This window comes from Microbulbifer variabilis (genome assembly GCF_052467165.1).
In genome coordinates this window covers 4,612,399-4,635,099 of sequence record NZ_CP174301.1, presented here as the reverse complement: position 1 = coordinate 4,635,099, position 22,701 = coordinate 4,612,399, and the positions used below count along the sequence as shown (strand labels likewise).

The window sequence follows — 22,701 nt, the reverse complement described above, 5'->3', positions numbered from 1 at the left end:
ATTGACCAGGTGGGGTGGATAGCTTTCGTGTCAATAAAAAACCGACCAAAGCACAAGGCTTTGACCGGCTCCTAAAAGCATAATTCTTACCGCTTCTCAGCGAAGAGAATTATTGAGTGTTAACCATAACCTCGGTCTCAGCAAAAACCTGTTCTCCGTTGCCGTAGCTAAGGATTCCCAGAGCGCGGGTACCAGATGCAAGACCCATCCACTCTAGTTTGACGTTATCATTGCTGCCCACTTGTGCCTGGGAGGGAGCTGTCAACTGAGTATTGCCGTTGTCGCCGCTTAGATTGAAGTTGAACAGGGTAAATGGCGTGGGGCCCGCGGCGGAGGAATAGTCCACCACATGCACTTCATATTGACCTGGGGTAGGATTCAGCATATTGACAGACTCGTTAGAAGTCGAAGATGTGCTGTCGCCTACTTCTGGACCATTAGGGCCGGGACCGTAAACTGTTATATCAAGATCGTCGCTGCCGCTACCGTCACCAACATCCGTATCAAAGAGGGCTATACGTGCCATCTTGGTACCCTCTGGGATATCGAAATAAATCACTTGACTAGCTTGGTCTTCAATACTGCTGGCTACTGTCTCAGCCTCAGCCAAGCCGCTTATGCTGACTTGGAAGTTGCCGCTATAGCCAAACACCATTCCCAAGTCATGGGCACCATCAGTACCCTGTACATTCACTAGTTCGGAAGTAGATAGGGGGACAGGTCGCACAGCGATTGGGCTGCGTACTTCCTGGCGGGCACCTACGGATTTCCAAGTTAAATCGCCGAAGACCCACTTGTTTATAGAGGCAGTGTCAGTGGCACTAAAAGTAACCTTGAATTCTGCGCTCTCTCCTTCCCTGAGGCGTAGGATTTTTGGGTGGACATCCACTTCAATACCTTCTGGTGCATTTACCGATGCCCAGTACCATCTCTTTCCTGGGGCCACGCTGGTCACTCGGCGTTTCACTGTCTGGGTCCCGACTAATTCACCTATGCCGATTGACGGCAGATTGAGGTCGCTGGAGTCCAGGGAGTAGTCCATGGATACCAATTCCTCACAGGTTGCAGGCTCGAGAATCTGCTCCTGGAACTCGGCACCACATAGAAATGCCAAATAATCATTAAGCCCTGCATCGTAGACTAGACCGGGGCGGAAAGCTGCGGAAGGTACGATTGCGCCAGCACCAAAATCAAACGGGTCTGCGGCTTCAGGACCGAAGGACTTCAGCAGATCGGTGCGTGCAGTGGTCATCAGTGCGGACTTGGCCATTGCTGGGGACCATTCAGGCCGGGCTTGCTTAAGGAGAGCCATAATACCGGCTACATGAGGGCTGGCCATGGAGGTACCGTTTAATGATTCAAATAGGCTACCACCGCTCAATACTGGTGAGGTACCTGCGAGGATACCGACCCCCGGTGCTGCGATATCCGGTTTAATAATATCCGGTGCACCAACGTTATGGCCGCGGGAGGAGAATTCAGCAATTCGATCCTCACGGGATACCTGTTGTTCTGGATCAAGAATTCCGCTAACGCCAGAGGTAGCGGCAATAAGCTCGCCGTCTTTGTAGCGGATCATGACACCTGGAATAGTGGTATCCGGAGCAGACATCGAGAGTGGATCCATACGGCCATCGTCAGCCCCATCGTTGTACACTACGATAGCCACGGCACCCGCATCAGCGACATTGTTGTATTTACTTGTGAAGGAGCAGCTGCCGCGTTTTACCAGAGCAATTTTGCCTTCCATTGCTTCGGGGTTGTCCAGCGCGGAACAGGCTTCCAGGGGCTCGCTTACAACGATAGGTCCTGACAAAAGGCCGCTATCCTCGAGGGAGACAGGTCCTCCACCTTCCATCAGTTCATAGGTACCAGCAATAGCCTTGGGTGCATCGACTTGGAGTACAGTTGCGAAGCTTTGGTCGTCCTCAGATGCTGCTACTGCAGTGATCCAGGGAACGCCGGAGGGCGTACCCATGGTACGCGGGCCGGGGCCGTCATTGCCTGCGGAGGTTGCAACAAAGACGCCTGCATCGGCGGCAAACAGGAAGGACATATCACGACCACGAGTAAATACCGTGCTTTCTCCACCCACAGAGAAATTGATTACGTCGACTCCATCAGCGACAGCCTCGTCAATGGCCGCCATAGAATCAGATGAGTAACAGCCGCTTCTGTCTGGATCTGATGCGTCCCAGCAAACTTTATATGCAGCAATTCGTGCTCTGGGAGCCATACCGGTGAGGGTTTGGCCATCTGGAGTTGCTACCCCATAGTTACCGCCGGCGGTGGTGGCAGTATGAGTGCCGTGCCCATCAGCATCTCGGGCGGACATAAACTCATAGTCTGCCAGAGTGTTGTTGGTAAGGAAGGAGGTGTTGAAGGCTTTGGCCTTGATCAATTTATTATTACAGGTAAAGGCAGCATCGCCCGGGTTGAATTCGGTATTACCAAAGTCACAGCCTTCGCCGGTGAAGGATTCTGGAATTGGCCCGTAGGGAATATCAACTCCTCGATTGCCCCGACGTGGCGTTGGTGTATCGGCAAGACTTGGATGCTCGGGGTGAATCCCTGAGTCAATTACACCAATAACAATATCTTCACCGGTGATGCCCCAGAGCCAGGGACTGGGTATTTGGGTCAATCCGAGAAAGTCCGCAGTGGAATCTGTGTGCATCTTGAGCAACTCATCTTCCCAAACACCCTTTACATCTTTATGAGCGCGCAGAGCCTCAGCTTCTCTCTCACTCATTACTGCGGCAAATCCATTAAAGGCTGCTTCATACTCATGTACTTTGCGGGCCCTGGGAACTGCGGAGAGTACCCGTTGGCGACGTGTTTTCAAGAAATTGGCGTAGTGGCGGTAACTGCTACTACGCGGATCCAGTTTGCGCTTTAGGGCCGGCTTAGTAGCAGAGAGGCCTGGAATAGTGCCACGGTATGCAGATAGAGGCTCTCCATCCAGCTGAACAATAAAAACTTTTTTTCGTTTTTCCAGATTGGGAGAGGGTGTATCGCTAGGGGCATCAGCGAAGCTGCCAGCTGAGGCCAACATTCCCGCAAGAAGCGAAGAAATAATTTTTCTTTTCATTGTAATTACCGTTTTATTTTTCTATCAGGAAGGATCTTTTTTTGAATAAAAAATTTTCTTCAGCTGCTTAATTTAAAAAATATTTTTTTAAATTGAGGTGGTGGAAGTTGCTCTTTCAAACTACGTCCATTTCTGATCTGCTGAATATTTAAAAAACCAGAAGAGAAATACCCGTCCTGCTATCAGCTTTTAAAGGAAAATGGCGTGTAATTCAATGCGGAGGTTCTGAATTTAGTACTCCAACTATATTTAAATGCGAAGTGGTGTGATAGAAAGACAGTAAAGGTATTAAGGTCCAGTAAATAACTCTAATTTTTATAATAAATAATTAGCAACAATGTTGTATTTAAAATTCACTCCTAAAAATAGGAAGCAACATTAAATTTACTAACACGGCAGCTGTTATCTCACAGGAAATTGCTACACGCTTTGCATGCCATGTGAACTGGTTGCTAAAAGTATAATTCTGATCCCTTCTCAGCGAAGAGAATTATTTTCTTTTGTGTATCTGCCATAACCTCGGCCTAAAAAAACCTGTTCGCTGTCGCCAAGATGCTCAGAGTACGGGTGTAGGGGGCGGGGTCCTTGCAGTCAAGGTTACTGTGCCCAGATTGTTAATTTGAGCCCGAGATAGAGGGGCGGTAGGTTGGGTATTACCCTCTTTACCGGTGAGGTCCAAAGTAAATAGTTTGGAGCCTTATACTAAGCGAAATCTTCGACAAATACGGTATATTGGCTCGTTGTAGGACTGTGATGTGGTTAGCACCCAGCTTACGAAAAACTAGTGTTTACAAAAGCGGCTGGGGAAAGCTTATAGTTAGGCAAAGCTCATAGATAGCGACACATTTAAACCAGCACAAATTGACTGAACTGTTTTAGGTCCCTGAAAACTTTAGTATCAGCCAGTCTAGGGTCCGGCTTTTCCACCAACTGTTGAAGAGTGAGTATACCTTCGCCGGATTGTACCAGTACTGGTTGGCAGCCTTTTTCCAGCGCCAACTGTAAATCCGCCAGCTTGTCGCCAATCAGATAGCAACCGTGCAGGCTGGTATCGAATTCCGCTTCGATTGCATCAAGCAGGCCCGTCAGGGGTTTGCGGCAACGACAGTTATCTTCAGGGCTGTGGGGACAGTAGAAAATCGCGGCGATCTCACCGCTGGCATCCTCTACCAGAGTACGCATTTTGGAATGCATCGCCTCTAGATCATCCAGATCAAATTGGCCCAGTGCCAAGCCGCTTTGATTAGTGGCAACTACCAGTTGATGGCCGGCCTGACTGAGCGCTGCCAGCGCCTCAATACTGCCGGGCAAGGGTTGCCATTCGTCGGCGGATTTGACGAATTTATCTGGATTTTCGTTGATCACCCCGTCGCGGCCGAGAATGATAATTGCCATATTCGTATCTCCCTAATCTGCGAGGCGGGGCTTAATGCCCCGCCTCAGCAAGTCATTACTTGGCAGGAACCAGCAGGGAAATATCGGCAACTTCGAGGAACAGTGCACGCAGCTGGGCCAGCAGCGCCAAGCGGTTGTTGCGCAGTTGCTCGTCGTCGCTCATCACCATCACATGGTCGAAGAAGTTGTCCACGGTTTCACGCAGCCCGGCCAGACCGGCGAGGCCTTCGGCGAAGAGTGCATCGCTATACAGCGGTTCAACTTCTGTGCGGGCAACCTGTACGGCGGCGAATAGGGCCCTCTCCGCTTCCTCCTGCAGTAGGGCTTCATCGACATTGCTGGGCACGGCGCCATCCAGTTTTGCGAGAATATTGGAGACGCGCTTGTTCGCTGCTGCGAGGGCACCGGACTCCGGCAGCTGGCTGAAGGCGTTGACCGCATGCACACGATTGTCGATATCCAGCGGTCGTGACAATTTTCGCGCGGCAACCGACATAAAGACCTCGGCGGCAATGCCCTGATCCTCGTAGCGGGCGCGGAAGCGCTCAAGTACATATTGCAGAGTCTGCTCTACCACCTTGTCGTATTCACCCAGGGCGGTGCGCGGATAGTTGTCACGGGCTAGTTCCAGTAACTCGCGCAGGTCCAGATCGAGGCGCTTCTCTACGAGAATGCGGATAATGCCCAGGCTGGCGCGGCGCAGGGCGAAGGGGTCGCGGGAGCCGCTGGGAGGCTGGCCAATGCCAAAGATACCCACCAAGGTATCGAGTCGGTCTGCCAGGGCGATTACAGTACCGGTGTCGCTGACGGGCAGCTCGTCACCGGCAAACTTGGGCATGTACTGCTCGTACATGGCCTTGGCTACATCCAACGGCTCGCCATCATTTTCGGCGTAGTAGTAACCGGCGATGCCCTGCATATCGGCAAACTCGAACACCATCTCGGTAACCAGGTCTGACTTACACAGGCGGCCGGCGCGCTCGGCCCAGTCGCCGTTACTACCGGTTTTCTCGGCGATAGTGCGGGCCAAAGCGGAGACCCGCTCGGTTTTGTCGTAGACGCTACCCAAATGCTGCTGGAAAACGATCTGGCGCAGTTTTTCGCGGCGTGATTCCAGGCTGGTTTTCTTGTCAGTTTCGAAGAAGAAGGCGGCATCTGCCAGGCGTGGGCGGATTACCCGCTCGTTGCCGTGGATAACCTGGGCGGCATCCTGACTCTCGATATTGGACACGGTGATAAAGAAAGGCAGCAATTGGCCGTCTTCATCCACCACGTGGAAATACTTCTGGTGCTCCTTCATGGAGGAGATCAGGGCCTCGGCGGGCACTTCCAGGAAGCGCTCTTCGAAGCGGCCAGTAAGGGCGACAGGCCATTCCACCAGTGCAGTCACTTCGTCGAGCAGATCGTCGTCGATGACCGCTTCACCATTGACGTTGTTGGCTTCGGCAATCACCTGGGCACGAATGGCTTCGCGGCGTTCGGCGAAGTCCGCCATGACGTAGCCGGGTTCGCGCAGAACCTGTCCATAGTCGTGGGCGGAGTGGATCTCCAGCTCCCGATTGCAGTGGAAGCGATGACCACGGCTGATGTTACCGGCTTTTAAGCCGAGTACTTCACCGTTTACTACCTTGTTGCCAAACAGCATAACGAGCCAGTGTACCGGGCGCACGAACTCCTCGCGGCGCGCACCCCAGCGCATACGCTTGGGAATTGGCAGTTGAGCCAATGCCTTCTCGACAATGCCCGCTAACAGGGATTCGGTTTCAGCGCCTTTTTGCTCGCTGATAAAGGCCAGGCGCTCGCCTTTGTCGGTCTCTTTGCGCCCGAGTTCTTCAATGGTTACGCCATTGCTGCGGGCGAAACCCTCAGCGGCTTTACTGGGCTTACCCTCTTTATCGAAGGCGGCTTTGACGGCCGGGCCCAGCTTTTCAATTTGCTTGTCCTGCTGTTTGTCTGCCAAGCCAAACACCGCTACTGCCAGGCGGCGGGGGGCTGCGTAGGCTTTAACTTCACCAAAAGACAACTCGGCGCCTTTGAGGCCCTGGGTAATACCATCGGCGAAAGCGCTCATTAATTTGTGTAACGCTTTTGGTGGCAGCTCTTCAGTGCCCAGCTCTACCAGAAAATCCTGAGCCATTACTGCTTCTCCTCTTGCTCGATGTCTTCCACCAAAATATCTGCCCGCAGTGCTTCATCTGCCAGGGGGAAGCCTAAGGCGCGGCGCGCATCGTAGTAAGCCTGTGCCACGGCGCGGGCCAGGGTGCGTACACGCAGGATATAGCGCTGGCGCTCGGTCACTGAGATGGCGTGGCGCGCATCCAGCAGGTTGAAGGCGTGGGAGGCCTTCATGACTTGCTCGTAAGCGGGTAGTGGCAGGCCCAGCTCGATCAGGCGCGTGCTCTCGCGTTCGCAATGATCGAAGGTAGCGAACAGGAATTCCACATCGGCGTGTTCAAAGTTGTAGTGGGACATCTCCACTTCATTCTGGTGGAAAACGTCGCCATAGGTGACGGGGCTGCCATCCGGGTTGCGGGTCCAGACCAGATCGTAGATGGACTCGACACCCTGCAGGTACATGGCGATACGCTCCAGACCATAGGTGATCTCGCCGGTAACCGGGTAGCACTCGAGGCCACCGACCTGCTGAAAGTAGGTAAACTGGGTGACTTCCATACCGTTCAGCCAGACTTCCCAGCCGAGGCCCCAGGCACCCAGGGTTGGGGATTCCCAGTTGTCTTCTACGAAGCGAATATCGTGAATAGCCGGGTCCACGCCCATGGCGCGCAGGCTGTCGAGGTACAATTCCTGAATATTGTCCGGGGACGGCTTCATTACTACCTGGTATTGGTAATAGTGCTGAAGGCGGTTGGGGTTCTCTCCATAGCGGCCATCGGTGGGGCGGCGGCAGGGCTGTACATAAGCCGCATTCCAGTTTTCCGGACCTATGGCGCGCAGGAAGGTCGCCGGATGAAAGGTGCCGGCGCCCACTTCCATATCCAGAGGCTGTAGAATGACGCACCCTTGGCGCGCCCAATAATCCTGCAGGGCAAAAATGAGTCCCTGAAAGGTACTGAGATCGTATTGCTTGGACACCGCTATCTCCGGATCAGTATCTGCTGTGGGCAAAGGGACGCAATTATAGCGGTAGCGGCTGCTGCGCTTAAAGCGTTGTGACCACGCTGATGGTTTGAACCGCCATACTTGGCTTTAGGGCCGCCAAACGGCGGTATTTTTGTATAGGAAGTTGTTGCATTGGATATTAAGGGGCACCTGGCTGCAGGTGCACTGAAACTGATTGGCAGATTACCGCTGTCCTGGTCGAGGTGCCTAGGGCGCTTGGCTGGTAAGACGGCGGTGTTGTTGCGTACCGAAGGTCTGCGCCTGAGTAGAATTAATCTGGCGCAGTGTTACCCGGCGATGAACCCTAAGCAGCGGGAGAAGCTGGCCCGGGAAAGTGTGGTTAATACCGCTGTCACTGGATTCGAGATGGCGAGTATTTGGCACCATCCCTGGGCGGTCAATGAAAAGACCATAGTGTCGGTACGCAATCAACACTTGTTGTCTTTAGGAGAAGAGGGTGGTCGCGGCACCCTGGTATTAATGCCGCACACAGGCAACTGGGAAATTTTTGGTATGTACCTGGCGGCTATGGGGCCGTCTATGGCATTGTACCAACCGCCCAAAATTGCTGAATTGGACCCGGTGATTCGCGGTGGCCGCGAGAAGACCGGCGCACAAATGGTACCCACCAATATCCATGGTGTGCGCTCCCTGCTCAAATGCTTGAAAGCCGGTCATGTCGCGATGGTATTGCCGGACCAGGAGCCCGATATGGGTGGGGATTTTGCCCCTTTCTTTGGGCGGCCGGCATTGACCATGACACTGGCTCACAATCTACTGCAACGCACTAAATGCCACGTGGTATTCGGTTTTGGCAAGCGTGTGGAAGGGGGTTTTGAATTGGTGTTTTTGCCCGCCGAGAACGCAATTTACAGTGAAGAGCAGAAGGTCTCCCTGGCGGCGATGAACCGTGGTGTTGAGGCTTGTATCGCCCAGGCACCGGAACAGTACCAGTGGGAGTACAAGCGCTTCCGCAAGCAACCGGAAGGCAAAAGCAAAATTTATCGCAAGAATAGATAGCGCTGCCGTGTGGCAGCCCTATCTAAGTGATTGTCGGACTGGTTTCAGGCAGCGTGACGAAATGCCACTATCACTGGCATACGCGCTGCGCGCCAAGCAGGGAAAAAGCCGCTGACAAAGCCGATCGCCAGAGCCAGTATAGCGCCCTGCAGGAACAGGTCCGGCGACATCTCAAAGCTGAATACCACTTGAGTGAAGCTACCACCCAAGGTTGAGGTATTCAGCCCATCGAAGAAGACAAATGCAGCTAGTGAGCCCAGAAGTCCACCCGTTACTGCCAGTACCATGGCCTCGGCGATGGTGCCGCAAAAAGCTGAAAAGTTGCTAAAACCCAAAGCGCGTAGTGTGGCAATTTCCTTTGCGCGATCTGCAACAGATGTATACATGGTATTAAGGGCCCCGGCGAGGGCACCGAGAGCCATTACCGCGCTGATAATCCAACCGAAAGTGGCTATGTACTGCAGTTGTTTGCCCTGGCTGGCAAAGTACTCCTGCTCTGTCTGCACTTCCAGATTTAAGCGAGGCTCTCGCTCAATACTATCCTGCAATGGCTTTATGTCGCTGTCATTTTGCAGCTTTGTTCGGATTGACTGGTAGCTATTTCCGCGATTGTAGTGGCTCTGAATAGTTTTTATGTCCGCCCAGAGTTCGCTCTCAAAAATATTACCTCCTGTGGAAAAAACACCAACGACTTTCCACAGGTTCTTGCCAAAACGTACTTCCTTTCCTATTTCGAAGCCATTGAACTCCCGCAGCACGCCTGCTCCCACAACCATCTCGTTGGTTCCAGGAGTAAACATGCGTCCCTCTACCAATTGCATATTCGTGCGCATATCCATGCCGGTCTTGTTGAGTCCGCGCAAAGGAATATTCGCCTCGGTACCACTGGATTTCTTAATACCATCGACAATCACATAGAGCTCTGGTGAAACCAGTGGACCATTGGCATCGCGGGCTACTCCAGCTGATTCCCCGATAAGATTGACCTGATCCTGCAAGATTACTGAATTGAGCTCGGTTGATGAGCCCTCCCGCATAAGGATAGCGATCTGGCTTGAGCCAGCTCCGCGCATGGTCTCCTCAAAGCCTTTGGCCATGGCGAGAAATGCCAGCAATATGGCTACTACAACTGCCGAGGCCAGTACCATGGCTAAAGACATCCACAGGCGCCGGCGCAGGCTGCCAAGATTCATGAGGGTCACTGAGACTATTTGTGCAATAAGAGAACCCATTATTTTCCCTCCATATAGGAGTTTTGCTGCGATTCGTAAAAAAGAAAAGACAGCGAAGCCGAGTATCAGCTGATTTATTGTTGACGGTTAAATGCCGTGACGATGTTTAGGCGCAGAGCATTAAATGCTGGCAGTAACCCGGTAATTAACCCTAGTAAAAGCATAAATACCAGCGCTTGCAGGGCGATATTTCCGTCCAGAATCAGGTTGGGTAGAAACCTGGCAAGGAAAGTTTTAACACCCTCGACCAGCAACCAGGCTGCGGCAAGACCCGAGAGTCCACCGACCAGCGCGACCAGCATGGATTCCGAAAGCACCATACGGAAAATTCTGCTACTGGAAAAACCTAAAGTTTTCAACACAGCAATCTCCCCGGTGCGTTCGCGAATAGCCAGTGCCATGGTGTTGCCGACCACAACCAGAATGGTGAAGAAAGCGGTAAATACAACTGAGAAAATGATCAGTCCAATATTTCCGATTTGTTCAATAAAAGCCTTATTAAAGGCCTTTTCAGTGCTGGTATCCGTTTCATTTTGAGAGTTGGCAAAAGTATCATCAATAGTTTTCGCCACTTTTTCATTGAGGGAAGAATCTTCAGTGGTAAGGGCCATCCAGCCGATCCAGTCACCACCAAATGTTTGGGTTTCCATAAAATACTTATAGTGGAAAAGCATCTGACGTGTATCGTATTGTTCAGTATCCCCTTTAAAAATTCCGGATACTACAAACTCCCAGGTGTAGCCACCGTCTTTATGGGTGAAAATATTGGAGGAAATTGGAATCTGATCACCAATTTTCCAACCATAAATTTGCGCGAGTTTTTCACCGACTAAAACGCCCTGACGATTGTTGAACCAGGCCCTCTTTTGGTCTTCGGGAACAACAACTTCCTTGTAAACCCTTAGGTAAGATTCTGGTTCCACTGCCATAGAGACTACTTGTCTTGCCGGTTCCTGGTAATAGCCGCCAAACCAATTAAGATGGGTAACGTCCTTTACCCCCTCTACTGCGGCAACTTTTTGGTAGTACGCAATGGGTAGTGACTTGGTAAAATTTATACGATTAAAAACCACTAAACGATTGTCTGCAGAAAGTTCCACACTGGAATTTAGTGCGGTTTTTAAACTGGTAACCGCGCCAAAAATCAGAAAGGCAATAAATATGGCAAAACATGTGAGGAAAAGCCGTAGAGGCTTTCTCGTCATGTTTTTATAAATTAAATAAAATTCGTTCATGCCACTATTTCCCTCTGCACAAATTGCCCTTTATCGAGATGCAGGGTGCGTTTGGCGTATTTGGCTGCAGCGGGGTCGTGGGTGACCATGACGATAGTTTTTCCATGGTCGCGATTTAGCAACTGCAACATTTCCAGGATTTCATCGGCAGTAGCACGGTCCAGATCTCCTGTGGGTTCGTCACACAATATCAGTTTGGGATCGGAGACAATTGCGCGGGCGATGGCCACTCGTTGCTGTTGACCACCGGACATCTCGCTAGACATGTGTTTGGCGCGATCGCTCAACCCCACAAGAGCGAGTGCTGTTTCCACATTTTTACGTCGTTGCGCTTTAGATAGCTTGGTCAGCATTAGTGGCAGCTCCACATTGCGCTGCGCATTCAGCATTGGCATTAAATTGTAGAACTGGAAAATAAAACCAATATTTTCCGCTCTCCAGCGAGTCAGGGCACCTTCGCTAAGAGAATCAATACGTGTACCGTCAAACCAGACCTCGCCACCACTGGGTTGATCAACACCGCCTAACATGTTTAGCAGAGTGGTTTTACCTGAGCCGGATGGCCCCATGATAGCGACAAAATCCCCCCGATCTATGGTCATGTTGAGGTCGTCAAAGATAGAAATTTTCTCTTTGCCTTTGACAAAATTTTTACTGACGTTCTTTAATTGAAACAACACATCTTCTGACATCTAAAAATCCCTCTTAATATAAAATGAATGGTGATGTCGCCTGTGCCGCTAGATAGCCAATTCCTCCCCGGCCAGGAACCCAACTTTGACACCCATATCCGGCAGGATACGAGGGTCTTTGTCATCAATACCAATACGTACCCGCACAGTGGCCTTGGCGCGATCGGCGGTTGGAATAATGGCAATTACTGTTGCTGGAATATTCCATTCCGGGTAGGCGTCCAGATTGGCATTTACCCGCTGTCCAGTAGATACGCGGCCGATAAATGCTTCATTAACGTCTACTTCGATCTCCAGTGAGTTCATGTCCACGATGGTACAGATGCCTGTGCGGGTGAAGCCACCGCCAGCAGAGCTGGGGGCGACAATTTCACCAGGCTGCGCATTTTTTTGTGTGACGATCCCGGTGAAGGGGGCGCGAATAGTGTGATCTTCCAGCCGTTCGCGCTGACGTTCGGCTTCGAGTTTAGCGACCTCAATGTTGGCTCGGGCACTTCTTAAGTCGGCCCTGAGGCCCTCCGCACTTGCCTGGCTCTGGGTAAGCTGCGCTTTGCTCGAATAGTTCTTATCGCGCAGTCCCGCAAAGCGCTGATACTGTCGTTCGGCTTCTTTTAGTTTGGCGCTGATACTGGCTTCCTGGGCTTGCAGCACCTCTATCTGGGCTAAGGCAAAATCCAAGCTGACCCGTGCTTTTACATCATCGAGACGTGCCAGCACCTGGCCCTCACTGACTTGCATTCCCTCCTCGACATCCACACTGCTGATCAGGCCCATCACTTCTGCAGATACTGTGGCCATGCGCCGTGCTGTAATGTAGCCGGACGCATTGAGGACGGTTTCCATCCTTGCGGAGGAATTGTGTGTAGGTGCTGATGCAGTGGAGTTTTCTGGTCGAGCTTGCACTGGTGACTCAGGGGGCTGCTCTTCCGTCAGTAAGTTACCAGCGGCAAATCCTATTACCAGGCCGGCAATGGTGCCAATAGAGGCCGCCAAAAGGGTTTTCCGCGGTGATGAAGGTATTTCTTGAGCCGCATCCCGGTCAATTTTTAACTGACCGAGCAACTCACTGGTGTTTCTGCTCATACAGCCATGTTCTTATTCGTTACTTCCTGTAGAAGATAACTTTGGCAGAAACTAAAAAATATTGCTATGCGTCAAGCGTCCAAGGAGACGGGGCAGTTTTAATGGCGCCAGAAAGCCGGAGTCAGTAGTACCAGCAAGGTGAAAATTTCCAGGCGGCCCATCAACATGGCGAGGATCAGGAACCACTTCGCCACCTCATTGACGGAGCCATAATGGGAGGCCGCATCCCCGAGCGCGGGTCCGATATTACTGAGGCAGGAGGCTACGGTGGTCACTGAGGTAACAAAATCCTCGCCGGTGGCGATCACAATAATTGAGAGAATAAAAAACGACAGCACATAGACGGCAAAGAAACCCCACACGGCATCGGTTACGCGGTCGGGTACGATTTTGCGGTTGATCTTAATGGGGATCACCGCATTGGCATGTACCAGGCGGTTTAGCTCGCGCATGCCGGATTTCATGATCAACATGCCGCGCACGGCCTTGATACCACCAGAGGTGGAGCCGGCACAGGCGCCGAGAATCCCTAGGAGTAGCAACGCATAGGGAAGAAATACCGGCCAGGCTGAGAAGTTTTCAGAGGCAAAACCCGCAGTAGTACTGATTGAGACCACCTGGAAAAAGCCGTGTAGCAGGCTGTTTCCGGGCGAGAAAATATTCAATATCCACAGGTAGCAACTGATCAGCAAGCCGGCGCCCAAAATAAGCATCACGTAAAAGCGAAATTCGGAGTCGCGCCAGTAGTGCTTAATGGTTTTGTTACGAAAGGCGTAAAAGTGCAAGCCGAAGTTGATCGCTGCGGTAAACATGAAAATGATACAGATCACCATGATCGCGCGGTTGTGGGCGTAAAAGCCCATACTGGCATCATGGGTGGAAAAGCCGCCGTTGGCTACGGTTGAAAAGGCATGGCCAACGGCGTCGAAAACGGTCATGCCGGCCCACCAGTAACCGATACCACACAGGATAGTGAGGATTACATAAATCACGATCAACGCTCGCGCCGTTTCGGCGATACGCGGTGTTAATTTGGTGTCTTTCACCGGTCCGGGAATTTCCGCTTTGTATAACTGCATGCCACCAATACCGAGCATGGGCAGGATAGCCAGCGCAATAACAATTACGCCGATGCCACCAAACCACTGCAATTGCTGGCGGTAGTAAAGGATTGCTGGAGGCAGAGTGTCCAGGCCGGTAATTACCGTGGCACCAGTGGTTGTCAGTCCGGAAATCGATTCGAAAATCGAATCGGTAATACTCAGGTCTGGCTGTGGGCTGATAATGAAGGGCAGGGAACCAAAACTACCAAGGATCAGCCAAAATAGCGAAGTCACCACAAAGCCATCCCGTGTACGTAGATCCTGGCGCAGGTCATGCACAGGTAGCCACATAAACAGACCGGTAATCAGGGTAATAGCAAAAGCGGCAATAAAGGCACTGTGGGTGTCGTCGCTATACCATAGGGACACCACGATAGGCGGCAGCAGTGTCAGGCTGAACACCGTCAGTAGAATTCCAAAAACTCGCGCAATTACCGCTATTCGCATTGGCGCCTATTAGCCTGTTATCTGTAGTTTCTTTATGTGGACGAAAGGAGTAGTGATCGCCGGAGTTATAAATCGAATTCTGGCTTTAGAAAAAGCCGAAACCCACCTGGAACAGTTGTTCCACATGGCGTGTCTGGCGGCGATCTACCAGAAACACAATTACATGATCGTCACTTTGCACAATCACATCATCATGGGCCATCAAAACTTCACTGCCATTTTCTGTCTCACGCACAATGGCTCCGATAGAAGCGCCATCGGGAAGGTCGATGTCCTCGATTTTTTTACCAACCACCTTAGAGGTGCGTTCATCACCATGGGCGACAACCTCAATGGCTTCAGCTGCACCGCGGCGCAGGGAGTGGACATTAACCATGTCACCACGACGCACATGGGTAAGCAGGCTACCGATCGTATTTTGCTGTGGTGAAATAGCAATATCGATCTCACCACCTTGTACCAGGTCAACATAAGCACGGTTATTGATGAGGGTCATTACCTTGCGCGCGCCGAGCCGTTTAGCCAGTAGTGATGACATGATGTTAGCTTCGTCATCATTGGTGAGGGCGAGGAACACATCCGTATCCTCGATATTTTCCTCCAGCAACAGTTCCTGGTCAGAGGCACTACCGTGCAAAATAATGGTGTGGGAAAGCTCTTCGGACAGAAAGATACAGCGCTCGTGGCTCTGCTCAATAATCTTGACTGAATAGCGGTTTTCCAGCTTGGTGGCGAGACGCAGGCCGATATTGCCGCCACCGGCAATGACTACGCGTTTGTAGCCGTGCTCCAGACGGCGCAATTCGCTCATTACTGCACGAATATCAGCGCGCGCAGCGATAAAGAATACTTCGTCACCGGCTTCGATAACTGTGTCACCCTGAGGAATTATGGGACGGTTGCGGCGGTAGATGGCCGCCACCCGGGTATCCACCTTCGGCATATGTTCGCGCAGGTAGCGCAATTGGTGCCCCACCAGAGGGCCGCCCTGTACCGCTAATACCGTAACAAGCTGTACTCGGCCATCGGCGAAGTCCAGTACCTGCAGTGCGCCGGGGTGTTCCATCAAGCGTGCAATATATTCTGATACCAGTTGCTCCGGACTAATCAGGACATCAATAGGAATGGCCTGGTTATCGAACAGCTCTGGGTGACGCAGGTAGGAAGAGGCGCGAACCCGTGCAATTTTAGTGGGTACGCGAAACAGTGAGTGTGCAATCTGGCAGGCCGCCATATTGGTTTCATCGTTGTTGGTCACTGCCACCAGGATATCGGCATCTTCAATACCTGCATCCATCAGTACGTCAGGATGAGAGGCGTGGCCGATAACCACGCCGATATCGATACGATCACGAAGCTCGCGCAAGGTTTTCTCGTCGCTGTCCACCAGGACAATATCGTTGCGTTCTGAGGCCAGGGCCTCCGCCAGTGAGCCGCCCACCTGGCCGGCGCCGAGAATGACAATTTTCATATCGGATGAGACTCGCGGCCCGCGCCGCTGTTATTCGGCTTTGCTCAGCAGAGCGTAGTAGAAACCGTCGCCGCCACTGTTCTGGGGCAGAAGCTGTATCCCCACAGGCTGCTTTTCTCCCCAGGACTTGCCGTTTAGCAGTTCAGGAGTATTGTCGCTCGCATCTACAGTCTCCGCAATGAAAGCCGCGACAACTTCACTATTTTCCGTTGGTAGTACTGAGCAGGTAGCATAAACCAGGCTGCCACCGGGTTTCAGCAGACCCCAGCTGGAGCGTAATATCTCACCCTGCAGCCGAGCCAGTTCGGCAATATCCTCATCGCGTCGTAATAATTTGATATCTGGGTTGCGGCGGATCACACCAGTGGCGGAGCAGGGGGCGTCGAGCAGGATACGATCAAATTGCTGCCCATCCCACCAGGCCTCTGGTGCGCTCGCATCAGCACAGATTAACTGCGCACTCAGTCCACAGCGGTCGAGGTTCTCCCGCACACGATCAAGGCGATTTTCCTCGATATCCAGTGCGCTTAGCTCAATAGTGGGCTGTTGTTCCAGCAGGTGGCAACTTTTGCCGCCCGGTGCCGCACAGGCGTCAAGCACCTTCTCGCCAGGTAGAGGATTGAGCAGTAGCGCCGCCAATTGAGCAGATTCATCCTGCACGCTAACCAGCCCTTCTGTGAAGCCCGGCAAAGCGCCCACCGATACCGGCTCAACCAGGGTGATACCAACTGGTGATACCGGGCAGGGTTCTGCGGATAGGCCGGTTTCAGCAAGCTGCTGCAAATAATCCGCACGGGAAATTTTGCACGTATTTACCCTCAGGGTCATAGGAGGGTTGGCGTTGTTGGCACGGAAAATTCCTGATGCCCGATCTGGCCAAGCGGCTTTGATACGTTGTTGTAGCCATGCAGGGTGTATGGAGCTGAATTGGGGGTTGCCGGATAGTTTGCGCTGTAGTTGTTCGCTGTTGCGTAGTGCATTGCGCAATACGCCGTTAATCACCCCGGTAGCTCGATCCAAGCCCAGACTGCGCGCGGCGTTTACCGTAGCTGAAATAGCCGCATGATCGGGAATACGAGTGTATTCGAGTTGATATAGGCCCAACAGAATCAAAGCGCTGACCAGGGTGTCTCCGGGCTTCCTGCGCAGCAGCTTGGCCGCGATTAATTGCAGTCGCGGTGCGTAGCGGGCGCTGCCGTAACAGAGTTCGCGTAGGAGTGCGCGGTCGCGCTCCTCTACCTTGTCTTCGGCCTTTGGTAACAGGCGTGCCAGCGAACCCTGCTCTTCCAGTAGGGCGGCGATAATTCGAGCGGCTTCGGCGCGTACATCTCTACTCATCGTATTGTTTCACCCAGCAGCGTGCCTGGGGCGAACTGCTCTCGATAGCCTTTCAGGATTTCTGCTGCCGGTAGGGCCTTTTTGCCAGGCAGTTGCAGGAGTTGTAGGCGCAGGGCCTCGCGGCCACAGGCAACCAGGATACCTTCATCATCGCTGGCGAGGACAGTGCCGGGTACCTGATCGTGACAGCCGCGCTCTAGTGCGGCACTGTAAATACGTAACCGCTGCTCGCCTTTTTTATCGAGGTAGGTAGTCCAGGAAACCGGGAAGGGGTTAAAGGCGCGGATCTGTCGTTGCAGCTCCTCTGCGGATCGCCGCCAATCTAGACGTGCCTCTTCCTTGGAAATTTTATTAGCGTAGTTGGCCTGGTTTTCATCCTGGATTTCTGGCTTGGCTGTGCCGGAAGCCATTTTTGTCAGGGCTTCAATCAGGGCAGGACCGCCGAGCTCTGCCAACTTGTCGTGCAGACTTCCGCCAGTCTCATCCTGTTCAATGGCACAACGGCGTTCCACTATAACCGGCCCTGTATCAAGGCCAGCCTCCATTTGCATAATGGCCACGCCACTCTTGAGGTCCCCAGCTTCTACCGCGCGCTGTATGGGCGCGGCACCGCGCCAACGTGGCAATAAAGAAGCGTGTACATTGACACAGCCCAAACGGGGGGTATCCAGAACCGCCTGGGGAAGAATCAGGCCATAGGCCACCACCACCATTATATCTGCGCGTAAAGATGCAAGTTCGGCCTGGGCATCTTTGTCGCGCAGGTTCGGTGGTTGGTACACCGGAATATCGTAGGAAAGGGCTAATTGCTTGACCGGGCTGGACAGCAGCTTCTTGCCCCGACCCGCCGGCCTGTCCGGTTGGGTGTATACGGCAATGACATTGTGCTCACTATCTAGTAGCGCTTGCAGATGCACGGCGGCAAAGTCCGGCGTGCCGGCAAAAATGATATTCACTGGCTGATTCTCAAATCGGAGGAAATAGCTGGCGCCGGATATGCCGGCGGCCAGCCTTCTTTATCAGGCGCGTCGGCGCTGGGATTTTTCCAGCTTGGAGCGAATGCGGTTGCGCTTGAGTGGGGAGATGTAATCCACGAACAGTTTGCCATCCAGATGGTCGACTTCATGCTGGATACATACTGCCAATAGTCCCTCTGCTTCAATGGCAAAGGGCTCACCATTGCGATCCAGGGCCTTGATCCGCACTTTACGCGGGCGCTCCACGGTCTCGTAGAAGCCTGGCACGGATAGACAACCCTCATCGTACTGGTGGATTTCCTCTTCCAGTACTTCGATTTCCGGGTTGATAAAGCCGAGTGGCTCGCTTCCATCCTCGGATATATCCACCACCACAATGCGCTCCTGCACATTGACCTGGATAGCGGCGAGGCCGATGCCGGGTGCGGCATACATGGTTTCAAACATGTCGTCCAGCAACTGGCGATGTGCATCGGTCACTTCAGCGATCGGTTTTGCGACCTCGCGTAGACGAGGATCGGGAAATTCCAGTATCTCGAGTTTAGCCATAACACCTGTGACAAACTTCTAGTATTCGTTGAACGTGCGCTGATAACATTATGATCGCGCTCAATATTTACCGAGTGGACCCCTGATTTCCGCTGGCGCTTTGCGCCCGGGTCCGGCTACTTTCCACCAGAGAGTAGCCCGGCGCTGAGAATTATAGCGATAAAGAGCATAGGAATGCTTCCATGAAAAAAATAATCCTGGCCGCTGTTTCGATGCTGGCGGTTGCCCTGGGCACTGAAGCCCAGGATCAGGTACGCCTGAACCCCAGTCATCCCGATGCTTATGTAGTGCAGAAGGGCGATACCCTGTGGGATATCTCCAGTGAGTTTCTGGTACAGCCATGGTATTGGCCCGAGATCTGGCAGGTGAATCCTCAAGTGGAAAACCCGCACTTAATCTACCCCGGCGACAGCTTGCGCCTGGTCTATGTGGATGGACAGCCTCAGTTACAGCTCCAGCGCGGTCCACGGGCTTACCAGCTGTCACCAGGAGTGGATGGCAGTCGCCTGACGCCCCAGATCCGCCGTGAAGCGGTAGAAAATGCTATCCCTGCGATTCCTCTTGATGCAATAAATGCTTTTCTCTCGCGTACCCGTATCGTTGAGCCCAACGCTTTTGAAGGTACGCCCTATGTGGTGTCCGGTTCCGATAACCATATCCTGATGGGCGCTGGAGATACCATTTATGCACGCGGTGACTTCGAGGCCCCCTTGGCCTCTTATGGTCTATACCGTCCCGGACCGGTTTATGCCGATCCTGTCAGTAATGAAACCCTTGGTCGCCAAGCGTTGGGTATCGGGGAAGTTGACCTGCTGCAGTTGGACCCGGATAGCCTGCCTGGATTCTCAGTAGCCACTTTGGGAGTGGCCAATACGGCTCGCGAGATTCGCCTGGAAGATCGCTTGATGCCGGTAGAGGAACGCTCAATCGAAGCATTATTTCATCCCAGTGCTCCAGCTCTTCCCATAGATGGATTGATTGTCGGAGTGGATGAAGGAGTTACCCAGATCGGTAAGTTCGATGTGGTTATCCTCAATCTGGGAGACCGCGATGGCATAGAGCCGGGTAATGTTATGGCTGTTTACAAGCGCGGCTCCGTTGTTCGCGATCGTATTGTCGGTGACAGTGTGAAATTGCCTGATGAACGCGCTGGTGAGATGATGGTATTTCGCACCTTTGAAAAGATGAGTCTCGCCCTGGTGCTTGAGGCAGAGCGCCCCCTGGCTGTGATGGATCTGGTGCGCAACCCTTAACGTAGCCCTATTCTCTGCGGCGGATCTTGCTGTTTGGACCGCCGCTCAACCAAAAAACAGAGTAAACGGCATGGATGCGTTAACCGCAAGCATGGCCCTACTACGCCTAGAGGGCATAGGCCCCGCCCGATATTGGCAATTGCTCGAGCACTTCGGTTGCCCGCTTCAAGCCTTGCAGCAACTCCCCAATACCCTGTTATCTAAACTCCCAGCACGAGCCCGATCCCAGTGGTATGAGTTCACCCGATTGCAGGCCCAGAGTGCCCTAATCAGTTGGGTTGAAGAAGAGCGTGCTCGCTGCGTAGAGAATGGGATTCATTTAATGTGTTATGGGGATACTGATTATCCAGTTCTATTAAGTGAAACTTCCCGACCACCTCCGGTACTTTATCTTCGCGGCAGGACAGAAAACCTTTGCTTGCCACAGATTGCTATTGTGGGTGCCCGCCGCGCTACCAGCGCCGGCTTGGATAATGCTCGCGCGTTTGCCGCAGAGCTCGCCACTGCCGGTTTCGCAATCACCTCTGGACTTGCCCTGGGGGTAGATGCGGCGGCGCATCTCGGAGCCCTGTATGGAGGGGGGGCAACTATTGCAGTGTTGGGAAGCGGTGTGGACCGAATCTACCCTCGTCATAACCAGAGGCTGGCAGGGGATATTCTCGAAAGGGGCGGAACGATTCTCAGTGAGCTGCCTTTGGGTAGTAGTGCCGAGGCCAAAAACTTCCCTCGCCGCAACCGTATTATTAGTGGGCTTTCTATGGGGGTGTTATTAGTTGAAGCTGCGTTGCGTTCCGGCTCCCTAATTACGGCGCGCTTGGCACTGGAGCAAAACCGAGAAGTGTTTGCCATTCCTGGCTCGATTCACAATCCGATGGCTCAAGGCTGCCACCACCTGATCAGGCAGGGCGCGACTTTGGTTGAGACCAGTGGCGACATCGCCTCCCAGTTGGGGGGGCTACTGTCAGAGCCTGTTTCAGCGGAAAAAAACCGTGAAGTATTAGAGGGGCGCCAACAGGTTATTGTGGATGCCCTCGCTGGCGGCCCCCGCAGTATTGAGCAACTGGCTATGGATAGTGGGGAAGGTTCGGGGGAGTTGATGGGGTTGTTGTTACAGTTGGAACTGGAGGGGCTTTTAGAAGAATTACCCAGTGGTTATCAGCTAACTGCCCGCGGTTCTGCTTGCTGTAGGTTGGCTGAGAAAGATCTAACTTAAAATGAAGTTGCTTGCCGATGCAGTGTAGCCATTTATTCAACAGGTAAAGTGCGAAATTGAACACTTGCAATGAATACGTTGGGTGGGTGCTGGACTGTACAAATAGTCATGGTTTTTTTCTGCCGCAGGTTGGTCCAGCCGTGGTGAGTAAATGTAATTAATCTGATATTAACAATAAATTATCCTGACTTTTATGATAAAAATGTATTTCATGTTTTATGTATTTTGAAAATACGTAGAAGGACAAAACTATGAAAATACAATTTATAAGAATAATTATCCTTCTAATAATGATGCTGGGCTTGGCTGCATGTGCAGTGCAGCCCTTGATCACCGATTCTTTGCCACCACAAAACTTCACAAAAGAAAATTTACTCTCAGGTGCTGTTCTTTTGGGGCACCCGGTATCAGATACCGATCTTCCCGATATAGATATTTTGGCAGTGAATGATGAGATGCGGTTGCTTTTGGGGTCGGTCGATGGTGTAACCGATAGTGATCGCCTTAATACCCTGGTTGGAAGTTTACAAGGTAACAATTTCTCAATTTATTATGATGCTGATGCCACCCTAGAAGCTTCTAAAGTATTTGAAGAGCAGCGGGGTAACTGTATGGCGTTTAGTGCCTTTATGGTTGCTATGGCTCGAGAACTGGATATAGACATAAAATTTAATGAGGTGTTTATACCAGAAACTCGGTATTTTGAAGGTCAGCATACTTTTGTTTACCAACACATCAATGTCATTGCCGATGTTGGAAATGAGCACCGTGTCTTGGATTTCAACTTTGTTGATTACACTCCAGCCTATCGCCAAAAAACACTTGGAGATGATGAAGCATTTGCCAGATTTTATAGTAATCTGGCGATGGACTTTCTTTCTAAGCGAGATATAAATCGGGCATTTCTTTACTTACGGAAAGCCTTATCCTTGTCTCCCGATGCGTCAGACCTTTGGAATAATTTGGGTGCAATCTATCGCTCTGCGGGGTATTCAGACCAAGCTGTCGATGCCTACGGGGTATCTCTTGGACTGGATAATACTAATTTGATTGCCCTGAGTAATTTGGAGAGAGCACTCAGAAACCGCAGTGATTTTGATTTGGCGAATATTCTCTCTGAGCGGCTACAGGGGTATCGAGAACAAAATCCCTACTACTGGTATGGCATGGCCTTGGCTGCCTATAAACAAGAGCACTTTGAATTGGCACTCAAGCGGGCCAAGGACGCGATCTCTCTGGAAAGAGCTGACCACCGTTTTCATTTTCTCCTGGGGATGGCCCGCTTCAAGGTTGGTGATGGTGGCTACCGGAAGAGTTTCAGGCAAGCGTTGACCCTTTCGGTAACTGATGGGGATCAAGCACGTTACAGGAAAAAACTGGATACTCTCGGAATAAGAGATATAAAGCCAGTATCTTCGATTGGAAGAGTCAGACATCCAGAAACCACACGCCCATGGTGGTGGAACCCGTAAGTCAGGCGTG

17 protein-coding genes are annotated in these 22,701 nt (G+C 52.1%); 4 read left to right on the top strand and 13 right to left on the bottom strand.

Translation table 11 applies throughout. The features are described from left to right. Positions 1-109 precede the first annotated feature (109 nt). From ACJJIP_RS20650 to glyQ, 4 genes are all read right to left on the bottom strand, one after another. Entirely contained in the window at positions 110-3,091 is a 2,982-nt protein-coding gene (locus tag ACJJIP_RS20650) for a S8 family serine peptidase (protein WP_444945905.1), read from the bottom strand. Between the two features lie 846 nt (positions 3,092-3,937). Beyond that, entirely contained in the window at positions 3,938-4,486 is a 549-nt protein-coding gene (gmhB, locus tag ACJJIP_RS20645) for a D-glycero-beta-D-manno-heptose 1,7-bisphosphate 7-phosphatase (protein WP_020413866.1), read from the bottom strand. A gap of 55 nt (positions 4,487-4,541) precedes the next feature. Further along, complete coding sequence (gene glyS, locus ACJJIP_RS20640; RefSeq protein WP_444945904.1) at positions 4,542-6,623, bottom strand: glycine--tRNA ligase subunit beta; 2,082 nt, start codon at positions 6,621-6,623, stop codon at positions 4,542-4,544. Beyond that, the gene (glyQ, locus tag ACJJIP_RS20635; protein ID WP_020413864.1) at positions 6,623-7,579 is read right to left on the bottom strand and encodes a glycine--tRNA ligase subunit alpha; all 957 of its coding nucleotides are present in this window, start codon (positions 7,577-7,579) and stop codon (positions 6,623-6,625) included. The genes glyS and glyQ overlap by 1 nt, the downstream gene beginning before the upstream one ends. A gap of 159 nt (positions 7,580-7,738) precedes the next feature. On the opposite strand from glyQ, the gene ACJJIP_RS20630 reads away from it, so the two are divergent. Next, positions 7,739-8,626: a lysophospholipid acyltransferase family protein gene (locus ACJJIP_RS20630; protein WP_020413863.1), complete on the top strand. Its 888-nt coding sequence runs from the start codon at positions 7,739-7,741 to the stop codon at positions 8,624-8,626. Between the two features lie 44 nt (positions 8,627-8,670). On the opposite strand, the gene ACJJIP_RS20625 is transcribed toward ACJJIP_RS20630, so the two are convergent. The 9 genes from ACJJIP_RS20625 to def form a co-directional block, all read right to left on the bottom strand. Then, complete coding sequence (locus ACJJIP_RS20625; protein ID WP_020413862.1) at positions 8,671-9,858, bottom strand: ABC transporter permease; 1,188 nt, start codon at positions 9,856-9,858, stop codon at positions 8,671-8,673. 74 nt (positions 9,859-9,932) lie between these two features. Beyond that, positions 9,933-11,093: an ABC transporter permease gene (locus ACJJIP_RS20620; RefSeq protein WP_444945903.1), complete on the bottom strand. Its 1,161-nt coding sequence runs from the start codon at positions 11,091-11,093 to the stop codon at positions 9,933-9,935. Next, positions 11,090-11,785, bottom strand: coding sequence for an ABC transporter ATP-binding protein (locus ACJJIP_RS20615; protein WP_020413860.1), 696 nt, complete (start codon positions 11,783-11,785; stop codon positions 11,090-11,092). Before ACJJIP_RS20615 ends, ACJJIP_RS20620 begins: the two co-directional genes overlap by 4 nt. Positions 11,786-11,833: 48 nt before the next feature. Continuing rightward, the gene (locus ACJJIP_RS20610; RefSeq protein ID WP_444945902.1) at positions 11,834-12,868 is read right to left on the bottom strand and encodes an efflux RND transporter periplasmic adaptor subunit; all 1,035 of its coding nucleotides are present in this window, start codon (positions 12,866-12,868) and stop codon (positions 11,834-11,836) included. 98 nt (positions 12,869-12,966) lie between these two features. Beyond that, positions 12,967-14,418 (bottom strand): TrkH family potassium uptake protein, encoded by a 1,452-nt coding sequence (locus ACJJIP_RS20605; protein WP_020413858.1) that lies wholly within the window; start codon positions 14,416-14,418, stop codon positions 12,967-12,969. Between the two features lie 85 nt (positions 14,419-14,503). Then, the gene (gene trkA / locus ACJJIP_RS20600; RefSeq protein WP_020413857.1) at positions 14,504-15,889 is read right to left on the bottom strand and encodes a Trk system potassium transporter TrkA; all 1,386 of its coding nucleotides are present in this window, start codon (positions 15,887-15,889) and stop codon (positions 14,504-14,506) included. Positions 15,890-15,919: 30 nt separating this feature from the next. Then, positions 15,920-17,227, bottom strand: a complete 1,308-nt coding sequence (rsmB, locus tag ACJJIP_RS20595) for a 16S rRNA (cytosine(967)-C(5))-methyltransferase RsmB (protein WP_020413856.1) — start codon at positions 17,225-17,227, stop codon at positions 15,920-15,922. Next, a complete protein-coding gene (fmt, locus tag ACJJIP_RS20590; RefSeq protein ID WP_444945901.1) occupies positions 17,224-18,183 on the bottom strand; it encodes a methionyl-tRNA formyltransferase in 960 nt (319 codons plus the stop codon). Before fmt ends, rsmB begins: the two co-directional genes overlap by 4 nt. A 63-nt stretch (positions 18,184-18,246) precedes the next feature. Further along, positions 18,247-18,753 (bottom strand): peptide deformylase, encoded by a 507-nt coding sequence (gene def / locus ACJJIP_RS20585; protein ID WP_444945900.1) that lies wholly within the window; start codon positions 18,751-18,753, stop codon positions 18,247-18,249. 182 nt (positions 18,754-18,935) lie between these two features. Between def and ACJJIP_RS20580 the strand changes: the two genes are divergently transcribed. From ACJJIP_RS20580 to ACJJIP_RS20570, 3 genes are all read left to right on the top strand, one after another. Beyond that, entirely contained in the window at positions 18,936-20,006 is a 1,071-nt protein-coding gene (locus ACJJIP_RS20580; protein WP_020413853.1) for a LysM peptidoglycan-binding domain-containing protein, read from the top strand. A 70-nt stretch (positions 20,007-20,076) separates the two neighbouring features. Beyond that, positions 20,077-21,219 (top strand): DNA-processing protein DprA, encoded by a 1,143-nt coding sequence (dprA, locus tag ACJJIP_RS20575; RefSeq protein ID WP_444945899.1) that lies wholly within the window; start codon positions 20,077-20,079, stop codon positions 21,217-21,219. A gap of 251 nt (positions 21,220-21,470) precedes the next feature. Further along, positions 21,471-22,691, top strand: coding sequence for a tetratricopeptide repeat protein (locus ACJJIP_RS20570; RefSeq protein ID WP_444945898.1), 1,221 nt, complete (start codon positions 21,471-21,473; stop codon positions 22,689-22,691). Positions 22,692-22,701: the final 10 nt, after the last annotated feature.